Annotated in this window: 22 protein-coding genes; 19 read left to right on the top strand and 3 right to left on the bottom strand. The window is 55.4% G+C overall.

All coding sequences use genetic code 11. The annotated features are described in order from the left end of the window. Positions 1 to 33: 33 nt before the first annotated feature. Both AC07WB_RS16750 and AC07WB_RS16745 read left to right on the top strand, forming a co-directional pair. A complete protein-coding gene (locus AC07WB_RS16750) occupies positions 34 to 291 on the top strand; it encodes a hypothetical protein (protein WP_494940892.1) in 258 nt (85 codons plus the stop codon). A gap of 355 nt (positions 292 to 646) precedes the next feature. Continuing rightward, positions 647 to 1,858 carry a hypothetical protein gene (locus AC07WB_RS16745; protein WP_494940891.1) on the top strand — a complete coding sequence of 404 codons (1,212 nt, stop codon included), beginning with the start codon at positions 647 to 649 and terminating at the stop codon, positions 1,856 to 1,858. Between the two features lie 29 nt (positions 1,859 to 1,887). Here AC07WB_RS16745 and AC07WB_RS16740 read toward each other — a convergent pair whose 3' ends face one another. Then, entirely contained in the window at positions 1,888 to 2,922 is a 1,035-nt protein-coding gene (locus tag AC07WB_RS16740; protein ID WP_494940890.1) for a phage portal protein, read from the bottom strand. Continuing rightward, positions 2,922 to 4,685, bottom strand: coding sequence for a terminase ATPase subunit family protein (locus tag AC07WB_RS16735; RefSeq protein WP_494940889.1), 1,764 nt, complete (start codon positions 4,683 to 4,685; stop codon positions 2,922 to 2,924). Before AC07WB_RS16735 ends, AC07WB_RS16740 begins: the two co-directional genes overlap by 1 nt. 144 nt (positions 4,686 to 4,829) lie before the next feature. Here AC07WB_RS16735 and AC07WB_RS16730 point away from each other — a divergent pair, with 144 nt between their 5' ends. The 11 genes from AC07WB_RS16730 (at position 4,830) to AC07WB_RS16680 (ending at position 10,405) form a co-directional block, all read left to right on the top strand. Next, the gene (locus tag AC07WB_RS16730) at positions 4,830 to 5,678 is read left to right on the top strand and encodes a GPO family capsid scaffolding protein (RefSeq protein WP_494940888.1); all 849 of its coding nucleotides are present in this window, start codon (positions 4,830 to 4,832) and stop codon (positions 5,676 to 5,678) included. A gap of 52 nt (positions 5,679 to 5,730) precedes the next feature. Then, positions 5,731 to 6,822 (top strand): phage major capsid protein, P2 family, encoded by a 1,092-nt coding sequence (locus tag AC07WB_RS16725; protein WP_494940887.1) that lies wholly within the window; start codon positions 5,731 to 5,733, stop codon positions 6,820 to 6,822. 3 nt (positions 6,823 to 6,825) lie between these two features. Next, positions 6,826 to 7,494, top strand: a complete 669-nt coding sequence (locus AC07WB_RS16720) for a phage terminase small subunit (RefSeq protein WP_494940886.1) — start codon at positions 6,826 to 6,828, stop codon at positions 7,492 to 7,494. Between the two features lie 92 nt (positions 7,495 to 7,586). Continuing rightward, a complete protein-coding gene (locus AC07WB_RS16715) occupies positions 7,587 to 8,057 on the top strand; it encodes a head completion/stabilization protein (RefSeq protein WP_494940885.1) in 471 nt (156 codons plus the stop codon). Beyond that, entirely contained in the window at positions 8,057 to 8,260 is a 204-nt protein-coding gene (locus tag AC07WB_RS16710; protein WP_494940884.1) for a tail protein X, read from the top strand. The genes AC07WB_RS16715 and AC07WB_RS16710 overlap by 1 nt, the downstream gene beginning before the upstream one ends. A 2-nt stretch (positions 8,261 to 8,262) precedes the next feature. After that, complete coding sequence (locus AC07WB_RS16705) at positions 8,263 to 8,481, top strand: HP1 family phage holin (protein WP_010255079.1); 219 nt, start codon at positions 8,263 to 8,265, stop codon at positions 8,479 to 8,481. Further along, positions 8,465 to 8,974, top strand: a complete 510-nt coding sequence (locus AC07WB_RS16700) for a lysozyme (protein WP_494940883.1) — start codon at positions 8,465 to 8,467, stop codon at positions 8,972 to 8,974. Before AC07WB_RS16705 ends, AC07WB_RS16700 begins: the two co-directional genes overlap by 17 nt. Beyond that, positions 8,971 to 9,393, top strand: a complete 423-nt coding sequence (gene lysB / locus AC07WB_RS16695) for an Rz-like lysis system protein LysB (protein WP_494940882.1) — start codon at positions 8,971 to 8,973, stop codon at positions 9,391 to 9,393. The genes AC07WB_RS16700 and lysB overlap by 4 nt, the downstream gene beginning before the upstream one ends. Beyond that, positions 9,290 to 9,562 (top strand): Rz1-like lysis system protein LysC, encoded by a 273-nt coding sequence (lysC, locus tag AC07WB_RS16690; protein WP_242462570.1) that lies wholly within the window; start codon positions 9,290 to 9,292, stop codon positions 9,560 to 9,562. Before lysB ends, lysC begins: the two co-directional genes overlap by 104 nt. Continuing rightward, positions 9,495 to 9,962 carry a phage tail protein gene (locus tag AC07WB_RS16685; protein ID WP_494940881.1) on the top strand — a complete coding sequence of 156 codons (468 nt, stop codon included), beginning with the start codon at positions 9,495 to 9,497 and terminating at the stop codon, positions 9,960 to 9,962. Before lysC ends, AC07WB_RS16685 begins: the two co-directional genes overlap by 68 nt. Beyond that, on the top strand, positions 9,959 to 10,405 hold the full coding sequence (locus AC07WB_RS16680) for a phage virion morphogenesis protein (protein WP_494940880.1): 447 nt from the start codon (positions 9,959 to 9,961) through the stop codon (positions 10,403 to 10,405). The genes AC07WB_RS16685 and AC07WB_RS16680 overlap by 4 nt, the downstream gene beginning before the upstream one ends. A gap of 271 nt (positions 10,406 to 10,676) precedes the next feature. Here the strand turns inward: AC07WB_RS16680 and AC07WB_RS16675 are convergent, their stop codons facing one another. Then, a complete protein-coding gene (locus AC07WB_RS16675; RefSeq protein WP_494940879.1) occupies positions 10,677 to 11,297 on the bottom strand; it encodes a hypothetical protein in 621 nt (206 codons plus the stop codon). An 86-nt stretch (positions 11,298 to 11,383) separates the two neighbouring features. On the opposite strand from AC07WB_RS16675, the gene AC07WB_RS16670 reads away from it, so the two are divergent. From AC07WB_RS16670 to AC07WB_RS16645, 6 genes are read left to right on the top strand one after another with little or no spacing between them, the layout of a single operon-like run. Next, positions 11,384 to 11,977: a phage baseplate assembly protein V gene (locus AC07WB_RS16670; RefSeq protein ID WP_494940878.1), complete on the top strand. Its 594-nt coding sequence runs from the start codon at positions 11,384 to 11,386 to the stop codon at positions 11,975 to 11,977. After that, positions 11,974 to 12,324, top strand: a complete 351-nt coding sequence (locus tag AC07WB_RS16665; protein WP_494940877.1) for a GPW/gp25 family protein — start codon at positions 11,974 to 11,976, stop codon at positions 12,322 to 12,324. Before AC07WB_RS16670 ends, AC07WB_RS16665 begins: the two co-directional genes overlap by 4 nt. Positions 12,325 to 12,328: 4 nt before the next feature. Next, positions 12,329 to 13,237 carry a baseplate assembly protein gene (locus AC07WB_RS16660; protein ID WP_494940876.1) on the top strand — a complete coding sequence of 303 codons (909 nt, stop codon included), beginning with the start codon at positions 12,329 to 12,331 and terminating at the stop codon, positions 13,235 to 13,237. Continuing rightward, on the top strand, positions 13,230 to 13,838 hold the full coding sequence (locus AC07WB_RS16655; protein WP_494940875.1) for a phage tail protein I: 609 nt from the start codon (positions 13,230 to 13,232) through the stop codon (positions 13,836 to 13,838). The genes AC07WB_RS16660 and AC07WB_RS16655 overlap by 8 nt, the downstream gene beginning before the upstream one ends. Beyond that, on the top strand, positions 13,835 to 15,067 hold the full coding sequence (locus AC07WB_RS16650) for a phage tail protein (RefSeq protein ID WP_494940874.1): 1,233 nt from the start codon (positions 13,835 to 13,837) through the stop codon (positions 15,065 to 15,067). Before AC07WB_RS16655 ends, AC07WB_RS16650 begins: the two co-directional genes overlap by 4 nt. Next, positions 15,067 to 15,462 carry a tail fiber assembly protein gene (locus AC07WB_RS16645; protein WP_494940873.1) on the top strand — a complete coding sequence of 132 codons (396 nt, stop codon included), beginning with the start codon at positions 15,067 to 15,069 and terminating at the stop codon, positions 15,460 to 15,462. The genes AC07WB_RS16650 and AC07WB_RS16645 overlap by 1 nt, the downstream gene beginning before the upstream one ends. The last annotated feature ends 95 nt before the right edge of the window (positions 15,463 to 15,557 follow it).

Genomic DNA, 15,557 nt, shown 5'->3' with positions numbered 1-15,557 from the left:
GGTTGAACAACGAGCACCGCGAGGCGTTAGGTTATGGCTAAAAGTCCTGAAAAATTCCAGATAGTGTACCGAGGTGAGGTGCTGACCTACTACAAGCCCGGCGAGTGGGTATTTTTCCAAAGGCCGAAAGAGTGCGGTGGTGGTTACTGGCTCGGACGTACCTACGATTTTGTTTTTATGCTTGAGATACCTTATCCCGTTTCACTCAGGCAGGGTATGGAATTCATGGATAGGTTAGAAGGGATGTTCGCTTTTAAGCATGAGTCAGTGGACGATTTTAAGCTTGAGTAAGCCATGCATGCATAAGGTGCATGGATTTGAATACATTTAACACAGCGAAAAACACACTACGGGGCCAGTGCTGGCCCCGTTTTTAATGGTTCATGCATCTGCATTAAAACTGGCCTACGAAGCGGGCAGGCGTGGCGGGGATAGCATTGCGCGCGAGGGGGGCAAACATGTATGCGCAGGTGCCGCGTGCTGCACCGAGGCAGGCGATAGGGCATCAATGCCATCACGCGTCAATCAAAGTAGATAAGCCCTTAAAATCGATTTGAGAGCCTTTGCTGACTGCTTGCGCAGGAGGGGGGTTATTTTGTACAAATGATGCACATGAGCATTGGACCTAATACAGTATGGAGTGATTATGTTCGTTCCGAATTCAATCATTGCAAGTCGGCTTGCATCTGAAAATGTTGGGTTTTGGTTAGACTATGACCGAACCAGTCTAACTATTGGAATTATTGTCAAACTGCCTACGATGGCTATTAAATCAATTTTATTGGGTGCCCCTACAATCATTCACTTTGCAATGACTTCAGGTGATGACAACTTTATGTCCTTAGGAATGTCCGTAAAAGATACAGATGATGTTCCATTAATATTTGTTAGGCCGATTAAAGATGAGATTGAATCACCCGGGTTAATCCATCTTATAAATGAAAACTTCGCTAGGATAAGCATTACTTTCTTCAATGACCTAAATCATAGCGTCGCTTATGGCGTTGTTTCGCTTGATGTTGAAATTATTCGTGAAGTTAAAGCATGGCTTTTGAATGGATTTAGAACTCCTGCCTCTTATGCTTTGCTAAATATATTAGCAGACTCTTTTTATTCAGAACTAGTTGAAAATTACATGTGCGATAAAAAGTGGCCTACTAAAGTTGCAAGTCAGACGATGGAAATAAATGAATTAAAGTCTTATCCGATGTCTGTATACGATAACCACCTTTCAAGTATGCATTATGATTTATCAGAAGGTAAGGATGGTAGCGAAGGGTATGTACAGGAGGAGATGATTGCACGTTCTCTGGTCAGTCTTTTTAGGGGGGATGTAATCCAATCTCCACTTATAATGCATGGAAATAAAAAAAGAGAATTGACGGATGTTTTAGCCATGGATGACCTCAATGTTTTGTTGATTGAATCTAAAAGTTCAGGGATTGTAGAGAGAGGGAAGTTGGTTTCATTCAGCAGAAGTAAAAGTACAACTAACCGATTACTTAAAGAGGCTCTGGGGCAGATAATAGGCGTAGCAAAAAAATGCTCGCTTGGGGTTAAGCTCGTTGATTGCGAGAGGGAAGTAGAGATTAATGCAGGGCATAATAAACACATCATAATTGTTATCCCTGAGCTTTCACTTGTCGAGGATGGTGAGCCTAATGAAAAAGTGCGTAAAATCTACGAAGCGACAGGTTGTAAAGTGCATGTATTAGATATGCCTGCGCTCATTAACTTTATTAAGCTATCGCGCAATCACCCTCCATTATTCTGGAGCCAATTAGAGGTAAGATTTACCTGCGCATATGATAATAAAACATTCAATATCCAAGATGTTGATTCGTCACTTCCAATGTGAAAAGCACCTGCCGATGCAGGTGCCTCTATCTAAACCTCTAACGTGTAATTTTTGAATGATATTACGGGATGACCAATCCAGTAATTTATTTCCTTCATTCGCTCCTGCAGTGGCGTCAGCTCATTGCGAACAAAAACCTGCGCCGCTTTCACCGCGTCTCCGAATCCGCCGGAGTTGTCCGGGATAATTCCCATCATCTGCGGCGGCACGCGGTGCGCGCTTAACAGGTCGTCGCGGCTGGCTTTCTTGATATTAAAGAAATCGTCTTTCGTCGCCACTTCACTCAGCGGCAGGATCTTAATCCCGTCCGGCTTTCCGTTCGGCGCGTACATGAACAGGTTACGGAAGTTACCCAGCCCTTTCGTGTCGCGCATTGCCTGGCGCATCCGGTCAACGTCGCTGCTGCTCTGCGCCGCATCGGTCATGTAAAGGATATAACCGGCGTGCGCGCCGTTCTGGTAATACTTGCGGCGGAACAGCGTCGCCGCCTCATTCAGCCAGGCCGAATTGAGCGCGCTGAGGTATTCCGGTAGGCCGTACAGCTCCTGATTGATATCCGGCTCCAGCAGGTGAAACACGCTGCCGGCCGAAAATTCATGCGGCTCTTTCCAGTCATTCACAAACCAGTAAACGCCATCCTTCACGCCCCTGCGGGTAAATTTGGCCGGAGTGGTTTCAAGGCGCAGCGGCTTACCTAGACCATTGCGGCGCAGCTCGGCAAAGGCGTTACCGAAAACCAGATAATCCAGCGCAAACTTGCTGAACTCCTGCTGACTCATCATCGGGTGCGGGATAAAGGTTGATGCCAGAATGTTGCGCTTTACATAAATCGGCGAGCTGTGATGTACAGCTGAGCGCAGGCTTTTAGCCAGCCCGCTAAAGCTGACCGGCGGCTCAAACCAGCGCCCGTTACCGATGCACTCGGCATAATCCAGAATATCGCGCTTATCCATGACCGGCGTCGGATCGCCAAAGGTAAACGCCTCGGCGTGCTGCTGCGGTGCGGTTGCCTGTACCGGCTGTGTTGTGGCGGTGTGAGCCTTGCGGCCTCTGCATTTGCTCATCAGTAAAATTCCAGAATTGAGGGATTAGCGCCGCCGCTGGCTGCGGTAAGCGGTTCGTTTAACAGTGCGTGCATGATGGCCCAGGCGACGTCGGCGTGGCTGGCCTCTTCGCTGCGGCTCGCCTCGTAGGTTGAGCGGTTGCCGCTGGCCGTCATGGTTTTACGGATTGCCATAAACGACTGCGTGATGTCCGTCGCCCCGGCGTCATACTCAAGCCGCCCGCTGCTGATGGTGTCTTTTGCCTTAAGCACCATTGCGGTTTTTACTTCCGGCGAGTATTTAATTTCACGCGCGGCCGGGTAAAACTGGCGTACCAGCTGGAAAACACCCTGGCCGATGCCGGTGGCGTCCACGCCGATATATTCCACGGTGTATTTTTTCGTTAAGTCCTCGATAGATTTCGCCTGCGCGGCAAAGTCCATGCCCCGCCACTGGTGGCGCTCCAGCACGCGGAACTTACCGCCAGCAACGAGCGGCGGCGCGATAACCGCACAGCCTGCGCTGTCGCCGGTATGTGACGGGTCATAGCCAATCCAGACCGGCCGGTATGCAAACGGTCGCGGCAGGTACGGGTTAAAATCTTCCCACTCTTCCAGGCTGTCGATCATGCAGCTCTGCAGCTCGGCGAACGGGAACACGCTCGCCTCGTCGTCGACAAACTCACACATCAGCAGGTTCTGATATTCCGTCGGGCTGTATTCAAGCTGCAGCTGGTCAATGTCGAACAGGTTGCAGCCGCCGGTCAGCGCATCCTCAACCGTGACAATCTGCCGCCATTGCCCGTCACCGCACAGCGCGCCTTTTGCCAGGTGTGAATGCGACAGGTCTATCTCGATGCGATCATCTTTGCTGCGCCGTCCCTTGTTAAACAGCTCGCCAGACCAGAACGGATAGGCGCTGTGTGAAAGAGCTGACGGCGTGGAAAAATAAGTCGTGCGCCATTTCTTGTGCAGCGACATGCCGCTGGCAACTTTGCGCAGCTCCTGGAATTTCGGGATCCAGAAATATTCGTCCAGATAGAGGTTGCCGGTGTAGCTCTGCGCGGTGCGCACGTTAGTGCCGAGGAATATCAGACGCGCGCCGTTCGGGAGCACAATGGGATCGCCTTTCAGGTCAACGTCAGCCTCGCGGGCGAAGTCGAGAATATAGTTTTTAAAGACGTGTGCCTGAGCCTTGCTGGCTGAAAGAAATATCTGGTTGCGCCCGGTGGTCAGCGCATCGATGAGCGCCTCGCGGGCAAAGTAGAACGTAGCGCCAATCTGGCGGGACTTCAGGATATTGCGGATGCGGTGAGTCAGTCCTGCGCGGTGCCAGTTGAGCTGATACTCAAAGCAGTTATCCATAAAATAGCGGGTCAGCTTGTCTGTCTGTTCCTCGCTGAACTCATTTTTAACAACCGGCTGGCGCTCGCCTTTGTTGCGGTTGCGCACGTTGGGGTTTAAGTCGGCCTCGTTGCCGCTGCTGCGGTAGCGCTCAACGCGGGCAAGGCGCTCAATCTGACGGCCGAGCGCGTCTATCTCTTTGTAATCACCATTCCCCTTTACCTCTTTCATGATGAGCTGAATCAGCCGGGCTTCCATGCTGGATTCAACGCGACTGATGGGCGCAACGTTGTCCCACGCGTCGCGCAGCTTCCAGCTCTGCACGGTTGGCGTTTTCTGTCCGAGCGTCTCCGCAATCTGGCGCACGGAATAACCCTGCCAGTAAAGCAGCGCGGCCTGACGGCGCGGATCGCTGATGATGGTTGTCGGTGTCATGTTCATACCGGCAAGGCTACCGGTGCCGAAAATGGCGCGCCTGCTGTCCCTGTTTGCTGATTCATCAGCGGGCTGGCATTCGTTGAGGGATTGTGTGGCGACGGGGAAACTGGCCCCGAACCGACCCAACACCTGACCGGAGCCTGATTAATGGCAGCAATCAAAGCAAAGCGTTTTCGTATCGCAGTTGAAGGCGCAACTACCGACGGCCGAGTCATTTCCCGCGACTGGATTTCGCAGATGGCGAAAAACTACAGCCCGGAAATGTACGGCGCACGCATCAACATGGAGCACATCCGGGGCTATGCCGCTGACAGCACCTTCCGCCGCTTTGGCGATGTGACCGCCGTCGAGGCGGAAGAAATCGGCGACGGCCCGCTCAAGGGCAAGCTGGCGCTGTTCGGCTGGATTGATCCGACGCCTGAGCTGGTCGAGCTGACCAAAGCGCGCCAGAAAATCTACACCTCTATTGAAGTTAACCCGGAGTTCGCCGACACGGGCGAGGCGTATCTCGTCGGCCTGGCCGTCACCGATGACCCGGCAAGCCTGGGTACGGAAATCCTGAGCTTCAGCGCCACGGCCAAAGTTAATCCGCTGGCGTCCCGCAAGCTGGATAAAGGCAACCTCTTTACCGCCGCTGAAGAAACCGTGATCGAGTTTGAGGAAGTGGCCGAGCCGTCACCGTCCCTGCTGGCGCGCATCTCGGCGATGTTCTCCGCGAAAAAGAAAACCGATGGTGAGCAGTTCGCCGACGTCAGCGCGGCGGTAACGGCTGTCGCCGAGCAGGTGCAGCTGAACGCGGAGAGCCAGACGCAGGAGCTGTCGGCGCTGGAGCAATCCGTCACCGCACGTCTGGAGGCAATCGAGCAGCAGGCCGGGGAAGACCGCACCGCTTTCGCTGCGCTGCAGGGCCAGCTTTCGCAGACCGACGGCAGTTTTAACCGCCGCCCGGCGGCAACCGGCAGCGATCCGAAGTCCGGCGCGCAGACCGACTGCTAATCAGGCGTGGCCTGAACGTTAAAACCCAACACAGAGATAAACAGGAACGCTAATGCGCAAGAATACCCGCTTTAAGTTTAACCAGTTCATGACCCGCCTGGCCGAGCTGAACGGCGTCGAAACCGACGACATGAACAAGAAATTTACCGTTGAGCCGACGGTCACGCAGACCCTGATGAACCGCGTGCAGGAGTCTTCCGACTTCCTGACCCGCATCAACATCGTGCCGGTGTCCGAAATGAAGGGTGAGAAAATCGGGATCGGCGTGTCCGGCTCGATTGCCAGCGTTACCGACACGGCAGGCGGTGACGAGCGCGAAACCGCTGACTTTGCCGCGCTGGATAAACAGGGCTATGAATGTGTGCAGGTCAACTATGACTTTCATATCCGCTATAACACGCTCGACCTGTGGGCGCGTTATGAAGATTTTCAGGCCCGTCTGCGTGATGCCATCGTGAAGCGCCAGGCGCTTGACCGCATCATGATCGGCTTCAACGGCGTTACACGCGCCAAAACCTCGAACCGCGCCAAGTTCCCGATGCTGCAGGACGTGGCCGTGGGCTGGCTGCAGAAGTACCGCAACGATGCACCGGCGCGCGTGATGAGCAAAATCACCGAGGAAGACGGCACCGTCGTTTCTGAAAAAATCCGCGTCGGCAAAAACGGCGATTATGCCAACCTCGACGCGCTGGTGATGGATGCCACCAACACCCTGATCGAGCCGTGGTATCAGGAAGACCCGGAGCTGGTTGTTATCGTGGGCCGTCAGCTGCTGGCTGATAAATACTTCCCGATCGTCAATCAGTCGCAGGCCAATACCGAGCAGCTGGCCGCTGACGTCATTATCAGTCAGAAACGCATCGGCGGTCTGCCAGCGGTGCGCGTGCCTTACTTCCCGGCCGACGCGATGTTTATTACCCGCACCGATAACCTGTCGATTTACTGGCAGGAAGGCACGCACCGCCGCCTGATTGACGAAGTGCCGAAGCGCGACCGCATCGAAAACTACGAGTCAATTAACGAGGACTACGTGATCGAGGATTACGCGGCCGGTTGCCTGGTTGAAAACATCGAAGTCGGTGTGTTCGCTGAACCTGCAGCCACAACGCAGGAAGCAGCGGCAGTAGTAACCCCGGAGGCGTAACGCATGTTAAGCCCTGCCCGACGTCACCGCATGCGCCAGCAGGCTATCGAAGCCTCGCAGAACGCCGACAACCCGCTGCGCCACGCCAGCGGCTATGAGCAGATGCTCATCAAGCTCAACGACGACAAGCGCCGCCTGAAGAAAGTGCACTCGAACGAGCGCAAGGCGGAAATGAAGCGTCAGCTGCTGCCTGAGTACCTGCCGTGGGTGTCCGGCGTGCTGGATAAAGGCAAAGGCGCACAGGATGCCGTGCTGATGACCGTCATGATCTGGCGGCTTGATGCGGGCGACGTGCCCGGCGCGCTGGAGATTGCCCGGTACGCGCTGACGCATGGCCTTGTGCCGCCTGACGGCTTTAAGCGCGCCAGCCTGCCTTACCTTCTGGCCGAGGAAGTCGCCAGCGCGGCAACGCGCGCCTGGACGGCTAAAGCGCCGGTCGATGTTGACCCGCTGCTGGCAACCATTGCGATGACGGAATCCGAAGACATGCCCGATCAGGTGCGCGCCAAGCTGCACAAGATAACCGGGTATGTGCTTCGCGATGCGGGCAGGGCTTCGGAGGCGATGCCCCACCTTGTAAGGGCGCATCAGCTGCACGACGCCTGCGGCGTCAAAAAAGACATTGAGCGGCTGGGAACGGCGATGAAAAAGCAGGCCATCGCCAGCCGCTGACCGAACGCGACCCCGCGCACGGGCGGCAGGACGGCAACGCACTTTCAGTGTCTGGGCCGTCCTCCACCGCCCACCTATTTCAAAGGCCGATTATGAATAACACGGTTGTTATCCCCGCCCCGCGACCGGCAGACGCTGCCGAGCCGCCGGTAAAGAATACGTTTTTCTGGCCTGACGTTGACCTGCAGCAGCTGCGCGATTCACTGCGCTATGAGGGAACGGTCACGGCGCAGCGCCTGCGTCTTGCCGTGAAGACGGCTATTTCAGAAGTTAACGCCGAGCTGTACGACTGGCGCGCCGTACAGATGGCGGCGGGCTTTAAGGTGCTGGCCGACGTGCCTGCAGAGGCGCTCGACGGTGAGAGCGAAAAGGTTACGGCCTACCTTGCCGCCGTCAGCGCGCTGACCGCCGCCACCATCGTTGAGCGCTATCGCGGCTATGACGCCAGCGGCACGAAAAAGGCGGGCGAAATCGAGGCGAGCGCCGACGAGTACTGGCGCGACGCGCGATTCAGTATCAGCCGAATCGCCGGTAAGCCTGGCTGCATTGTGGATCTGCTCTGATGAACATTTACGCACAGCAGGGCGATACCGTTGACGAAATCTGCCAGCGCTATTACGGGCGAACCGGGCAGGTCGTCGAGCTGGTTTACGCGGCTAATCCGGGCCTTGCCGAAAGCGGGCCGGTGCTGCCGCACGGCTGTGAGGTAACGCTGCCCGATCTGCCTGACTCTTCAGCAGGTGAAACCGTCAACCTGTGGGACTAAAAATGGAAAAAATCAGCTCTGTGATCAACTACCTGATTGGCCTCATCCTGATGTGGTTCGGGCGTCATACGCCACAGGATATCGCCTTTATGGTCGGTTCCGGCGTGGCGGTTATCACGCTCATTACTAACGTGGCGACGTTTTTTATCAACTGGCATTACCGCCGTAAAACATACGAGCTGCAGCGCCTGCGGGGGGTGAGCCTTGAGCCAGACCGTTAAACGCTGCGCCGTGGTGGCCGTGCTGGCGATTGCCGCGCTGCTGCCACAGTTTAAAACCCTGAAAACGTCCGAGGCGGGACTGGCGCTCATCGCCAACGCTGAGGGGTGCCGCACCTCGCCCTATCAGTGCAGCGCCGGTGTATGGACGAACGGCATCGGTCACACAGAGGGCGTGACGCCGCAAAGCCAGATCAGCGAGCGACAGGCGGCGGTCAATCTGGTGTATGACGTGATGCGCGTCGAGCGCGGGATCGATGCCTGTATGCGCAGCGATATGCCACTGCCGGTCTATGACACGGCCGTTTCATTCGCATTTAACGTCGGCGTGCGCGCGGCCTGCAGCTCGACCTTTGCCCGTTACATCAGGCTGCAGCACTGGCTTGATGCCTGTAATGAGATGCGGCGCTGGGTGTTCGTTAAGGGCGTGAGAAATCGCGGGCTGGAGAACCGCCGCGCGAATGAGACAGCCTACTGCCTGCGGGGGGTGTCATGACGCGCCTGATAGCGCTGCTTCTGGCCGTGGCTCTGCTGGCGCTGGGCGTAACCGGCTGGCAGTGGAAGGTCGCAAAAGACGACCTGACCAGCGCACAGCGCATTATCGGCACGCTGTCGGCCGGTATAGAGAGCCGCGACAGGGCGATAGCCAGGCTGGATGCCGATGCGAGGGCCAGCCAGAAGCGTGAGGCCGAGCTGCGGCTGATGCAGGGGCGCGCCAGCACGGCCGCGCTTAACCGTGAAATGACCATACAGAGAGAAACCGATGCACATCCGATACTACGTGACTGGTCTGCTGCTGCTCTGCCTGACGATGTTATCCGGCTGCACGCCCGTCCGGCCTTCGCCAGCGCCAGAGATTATCTGGATTGGGTGTCCGCGCGTGACAAGCTGCCCGGTGCCGGGAAACAGCCTTAAAACGGCGGGGGATCTGGCGGCGGATAATCGCCAGCTTGAGGCCGCACTCGCTGCCTGCGGGCTGCAGGTCGAAATTATCAAAGACTGCCAGGAACAACACGATGCTGAAACCTCAACAACTGCGCCAGGCGCTGACAGACAGCGTGCCGGAGCTGCAGCGAAACCCTGACGCACTGAACGTGTTTATCGACAGCGGGCGCATTGTCTCGACGATTGCCAGCTCGCTGTCGTTTGAATACCAGTACCGGCTCAACATGGTTATCACCGACTACGCCGGTAACATCGACCTGTTGATTGTGCCGCTGCTGGCATGGCTGCGAACCAATGAGCCCGACATTATGGCAACTGAAGAAAAGCGCCGGACGGGCTTTACCTTTCAGGCTGACGTTATCAGCGATACGGCCAGCGATATCAGCATTGAGCTGCAACTGAGCGAGCGCGTGATCGTAAAGCAGGCCGATGACGGGCTGCACGTCACCCACGTCGGCGAAAACCCGCTGCCGGAGAATGACGCGCGGCCGGTGCAGCTTTACGTTAAGGGCGAGCTGGTCAGCGAGTGGCAGGCATGAGCGAGCTTCAGCTTGTAAATGACCGACTTGAGGCGCTTATCAGCAGCCTGTCAGCCCCGGCGCGTAAAGAAATGGCGCGAACCATCGCGAAGACGCTGCGCGCGAGTCAGCAGCAGAACATTAAGCGACAGCAGGCACCAGACGGCACGCCGTTCAAGCCCCGCAAAACGCAGCCGGTGCGCAGCAAAAAGGGCCGCATAAAGCGCGAGATGTTTGCAAAGCTGCGCACGGCTAAATACATGAAAACGCAGGCCAGCCCGAATGAGGCAGTGATCGAGTTTGCGGGCAACGTGCAGCGCATGGCCCGCGTGCATCATTACGGGCTGCGCGACCGGCCAGCGCGTAAAGGTAAAGAGGTGCAGTATGAGGCACGACCGTTGCTGGGAATATCTGTTAAGGACATTAAAAAGCTTGAGGAAATGGTGATAGATGCACTCATGTAAAAAGCCAGCCTGTAGGCTGGCTTTTTATTATCGTTTTGGTTTTGGCGGGTTATGATTATTACCATAGTACACCGGCGGTGGTGTTGGTGCTTTTGGTGGCGGTGGGGGCGATGACTTATTTGAGAGCTGTTTTTTAATCATTTTCCGTCCTTACGCGTTGTGCCTTTTGTGTCATCGTGATCTTTAACGAATTTCATCGGTGGAGGAGATGGCGCTTTAGGTGGTGGTGGTGGTGGATTGCTGGGCTTTTTATCGGACATAATACTCTCCGCTAGAGGCTAATGGGGTTACAAACCACAATGTTAGTTTTTAGAGGTTTTGCATTTCTCGGTGCGCTACTATCAAGATTAAAACTTAAGAAAAGTAACATAGCAATAGCCAAAGGCAATAAGCTAATAAACATCAAATAAATTGCCTCATGTATTTTTTCACTACGGAGGCTATTCACTTCCATGTTATGACTTGCCGCTTTCATAAAACTATCGTTAAGCCAATCAGCTATTTCCTCATCAATATTGACCACGTCAATAGAGATAAGCGGATTCTCTTTTTGGTATTTCAATTGATTTGTTTGGTGCTCTTGAAGCTGTTCTTCATAAGCCTGCATTTCATTAGGAGTTGCAATTCTTGCATACTTATTTCCCCAAAAGGCTTTCCTTAATTTTAATGAAGCAAATAATAAAAGAATCACTGATAACGCCAAGAGGCCATGTATGAAGTAAAAAGTCCATGCATTATAGAAGGTTAGATTTTTAAAAACATAAGAAATTGCTGTGCCTATCAAAGCAAAGAATGCAAAAACACCCTGAACCCTCGCATGCAATTTTTCTTTGGTATCTGCCTCGTGAAAATACAGTTTTTCATAAAAGGCGCGCTTCTCTTCCTTGCTCATCCCTCTCTCCGCGAAGTTTGTTTGCTGGCAGATAGCCGGACAAACCTAAGTAGTTAATGCCTGTTGAGTCAGAGCATCATACCTAAATGAATAATTTAAACGAAAGTGTGTCAGAAATCATGCGCCTGCTGCGCAACCTGATCCGCATCGGAACCGTTTCAGCCGTCAATCTCGATGGCGGGCTGTGCCGTGTCGATACGGGAAAAAATACAACCAGCTGGCTGCACTGGCTGAGCGCCCGCGCGGGTAAAACTCGCTCCTGGAATGCGCCTTCAGTGGGTGAGCAGGTTCTTGTTCTTTGCCTCGGCGGCGAACTTGATACCGGCTTTGTGCTGCCGGGTATTTTTTCCGATGACAACCCGGCTCCGTCAGCCTCGGCCGATGCGCTGCACTGGTCATTTCCTGACGGCGCGGTGATCGAGTACGAGCCGGAAAACGGCGCGCTGACTGCGACCGGCATAAAGACCGCAACTATTAAAGCGGCGGTAAAAATCCTGTTCGACTCGCCGGAGGTGGAATGCACAACGCTGCTTAAAACTGCGCAGCTGGAAGTCACCCAGGGCGGCACGATGAAAGGCGACGTTACACATACCGGCGGCAACCTTTCCTCAAACGGCAAGGTTCTGCATAAGCATAAACATCCTGGCGACAGCGGCGGTCAGACGGGGGAACCGATATGACAACCGCTAAATACATCGGCATGAACCGCGAAACCGGCGGCGCGCTGACCGACCTCGATCACATCCGGCAGTCAGTGCGTGACATTCTGCTGACCCCTGTCGGCACCAGGGTGATGCGTCGCCAGTATGGTTCGCTTTTATCCGCGCTGATTGACCAGCCGCAAAACGAGGCGCTGCGCCTGCAGATTATGTCGGCCTGCTATATGGCGATTCTGAAGTGGGAGCCGCGGGTAAAGCTGACCGCCATCAGCTTTGATTCGGATATCAATGGCGCAATGGTGGTTGAGCTGTCTGGCAACCGCACTGACAGCGCGCAGCCTTTTTCCTTAACCGTTCCTGTGAGCTGAGACTATGGCAACTATCGACCTGAGCCAGCTGCCCGCGCCTGACGTGGTGGAGCCGCTGGACTATGAAAGCCTGCTTGCCGAGAGAAAGGCGACGCTGATTTCCCTTTACCCAGCCGACCAGCAGGAGGCGGTCGCTCGCACGCTGACGCTGGAGTCAGAGCCCATTGTTAAGCTGCTGCAGGAAAACGCTTACCGCGAGCTGCTCCTTCGCCAGCGCATTAACGAGGCGGCAAAGGCCGTCATGGTGGCATATGCACTTGACGGCGACCTTGACCAGCTCGGCGCGAATAATGGCGTAACCCGCCTGACCATTACCCCGGCCGACAATACGACCATCCCACCGACCGCCGCCGTGATGGAAAGTAACGACGATTTGCGGCTGCGCATTGCCTCGGCGTTTGAGGGTCTGAGCGTTGCCGGGCCGACCGGTGCATATGAGTATCACGCCAGAAGCGCCGACGGCCGCGTAGCCGATGCATCAGCCATCAGCCCGTCGCCTGCAGTGGTCACAGTGACAGTGCTCGCGCGTGAGGGCAGCGGCGTGGCCGGTGATGATTTGCTGGCCGTGGTTAACGCTGCGCTCAATGACGAAGACGTGCGTCCGGTTGCAGACCGGGTGAGCGTGCAGTCAGCGAAGATTGTTAGTTACGAAATCGAGGCCGAGCTGTACCTCTATCCGGGGCCGGAGGCGGAGCCAATCCGCGCCGCTTCAGAGGCAAAACTCGCCGCCTTTGTCAGCGCACAAAAGCGCCTCGGCCGTGACATTCGTCTTTCTGCGCTCTATGCCGCCATGCACGTTGAGGGCGTGCAGCGCGTCAACCTTATCAAGCCTTCTGCTGACGTGGTGCTAGATAAAACCCAGGCCGCTTACTGCACGGGCTACACGCTGACCGTGGGAGGCTCGGATGAGTGATCGCCTGCTGCCGACCGGCTCGTCAGCGCTTGAGGTTGCTGCCGCAGAGGCGCTGGCAAGCTCAGGTACGATGAGCTTGCCGCTGCGCCAGTTATGGAATCCGCAAGCCTGCCCGGTAGAGCTTCTGCCCTATCTGGCGTGGGCGTGGTCAGTTGACCGCTGGGATTCAGCTTGGCCGGAATCGACAAAGCGCGCCGTGGTTGCTGCCTCGCAGTACGTGCACCGGCACAAGGGAACGATAGGCGCTATCCGCCGCGTCGTTGAGCCGCTGGGCTATCTCATCAGAATCATTGAGTGGTGGAAAACCGGTGAGGCGCCCGGCACGTTCCGGCTGGACGTGGGCGTGCTGGATACCGGCATTACGGAGGAAATGTATAACGAGCTGGAGCGCCTGATAGACGACGCGAAGCCCTGCAGCCGTCACCTTATCGGCCTGTCTATCAATCTGGACGCGAACGGAACGCTGCCGGTTGCCGTTGCCAGCTACAGCGGGGATGAGCTGACCGTTTATCCCTATACACCAGAACTTATCAGTGTCGGCGGGCCGGGTTATTCCGGCGTGGCGGTGCATCTTATTGACCTGACGGAAGTGAGCGCATGACGACAAAATATTTTGCCCTGCTGACCAATCAGGGCGCGGCTAAGCTGGCGAACGCTGCCGCACTTGGTACGAAAGTGAATATCACATCATTAGGAGTCGGGGACGGTGGCGGCACGCTGCCGACGCCTGATGCGGCGCAGACTAAGCTCATCGGCGAGCAGCGACGCGCGCAGCTTAATTCGCTGACCATTGACGCGGCAAACAGCAGCCAGATTATTGCCGAGCAGATTATTCCCGAAAGTGAGGGCGGTTTCTGGATCCGCGAGATTGGCCTGTATGACGCCGACGGCGTGCTGATTGCCGTTGCTAACTGCCCGGAAACTTACAAGCCCCAGCTGGCCGAAGGTAGCGGCCGCACGCAGACCGTGCGCATGATTTTGATCGTGAACAGCACAACGGCCGTCACACTGAAAATTGATCCGTCAGTCGTGCTGGCAACGCGTAAGTATGTTGATGACGCTGTGATCGAGGTGAAAGCCTACGCTGACAGCGTAATGAAAAGTCATACCGATGCTAAAAACCCACACAGCCAGTACCTGCAGATCGCAAATGCCCTGGCTGAAATCAAAGACGCCGGGCTGATTGCAGATGTTCTCAAAAACCTCGGTTTAACTGAAAAGTTTGCAGGCCGTTTTATTGACCGCCAGATTTTTACCACGCCGGGGGCGATCAATTACAAGCCCACGCCCGGAACAAAACGCATCAAAATTATCCTGACCGGCGGCGGGGGCAGAGGCTATGGCTATCTCGGATGGGGGAGCGGGCTTACAAGCCGTGGTGCAGGTGGCGGCGCGGGCGGAACAGTCATCGCCTGGCTGAACGTGGACGACACCAAAACTTACCCCGGCGTGGTAGGCCGTGGCAGTGATGAAACCCTTTCAGCAACAAGCAGCACTTTCAACGGCCTGCTGACGGCGGGCAACGGCGTGAATACTTCGTCAGGTGATGCGGGCGGCGCGGGCGGAAAGGCTGTAGGTGGTGATTTGAATATTCAGGGCGGCGACGGCAGCGATGCGCCGGGCATTATCTCGACCGCCACAAATCCCTACCGGGGCGGCTCTGGTGATGGCGGAGTAAGTTACTGGGGCGGCGGCTTCCGAAGCGGGGAAGGAACATTAACCGGCAAAAGAAACACCTTTGGTGCTGGCGGTAGCGGCTCTACCCGCGCCGATCCCTTTATCGGCAGCTATGGATCAGATGGTGTTATTTATATTGAGGAATTCAGCTGATGAAAACTTATGCCCGTATTGAAGAACAGCGCGTTGCGGAAGTAGTCTCGCTGAATGTAAAGCCTGAAAAACTTTATCACCCGTCACTGTTATGGGTTGATATCACCACGCTGCCCGAACAGCCTGAGGTAAATTATCGCTACAGCGGCGGCGTGTTTACTGCGCCGGTAACAGATGATGAAAATGCGGAGCTGATTGCCAGCAGCAGGCTGGCCGCTGAGATGGATGAGGCAAACCGGACTATTGCGCCGCTGCAGGATGCGGTTGATATCAGCATTGCGACAGATGAGGAGATCACCCGGCTGGCAGAGTGGAAGCGATACCGGTTAGAACTAAGCCGGATTAATACCAATAAGGCACCTGATATCGAATGGCCGATTAGACCAGAGAAATAGAACAGTAAAATCTTTTATCATATATTTCACATGCTTACGTAAATTATTGAGATTGGCACTAATGTTGGCAGTTGACTTTATGTTATAAAGCTTAA

Source organism: Pantoea sp. GW821-FHT03E06 (genome assembly GCF_059420725.1).
This window is presented reverse-complemented; position numbering and strand designations above follow the sequence as displayed.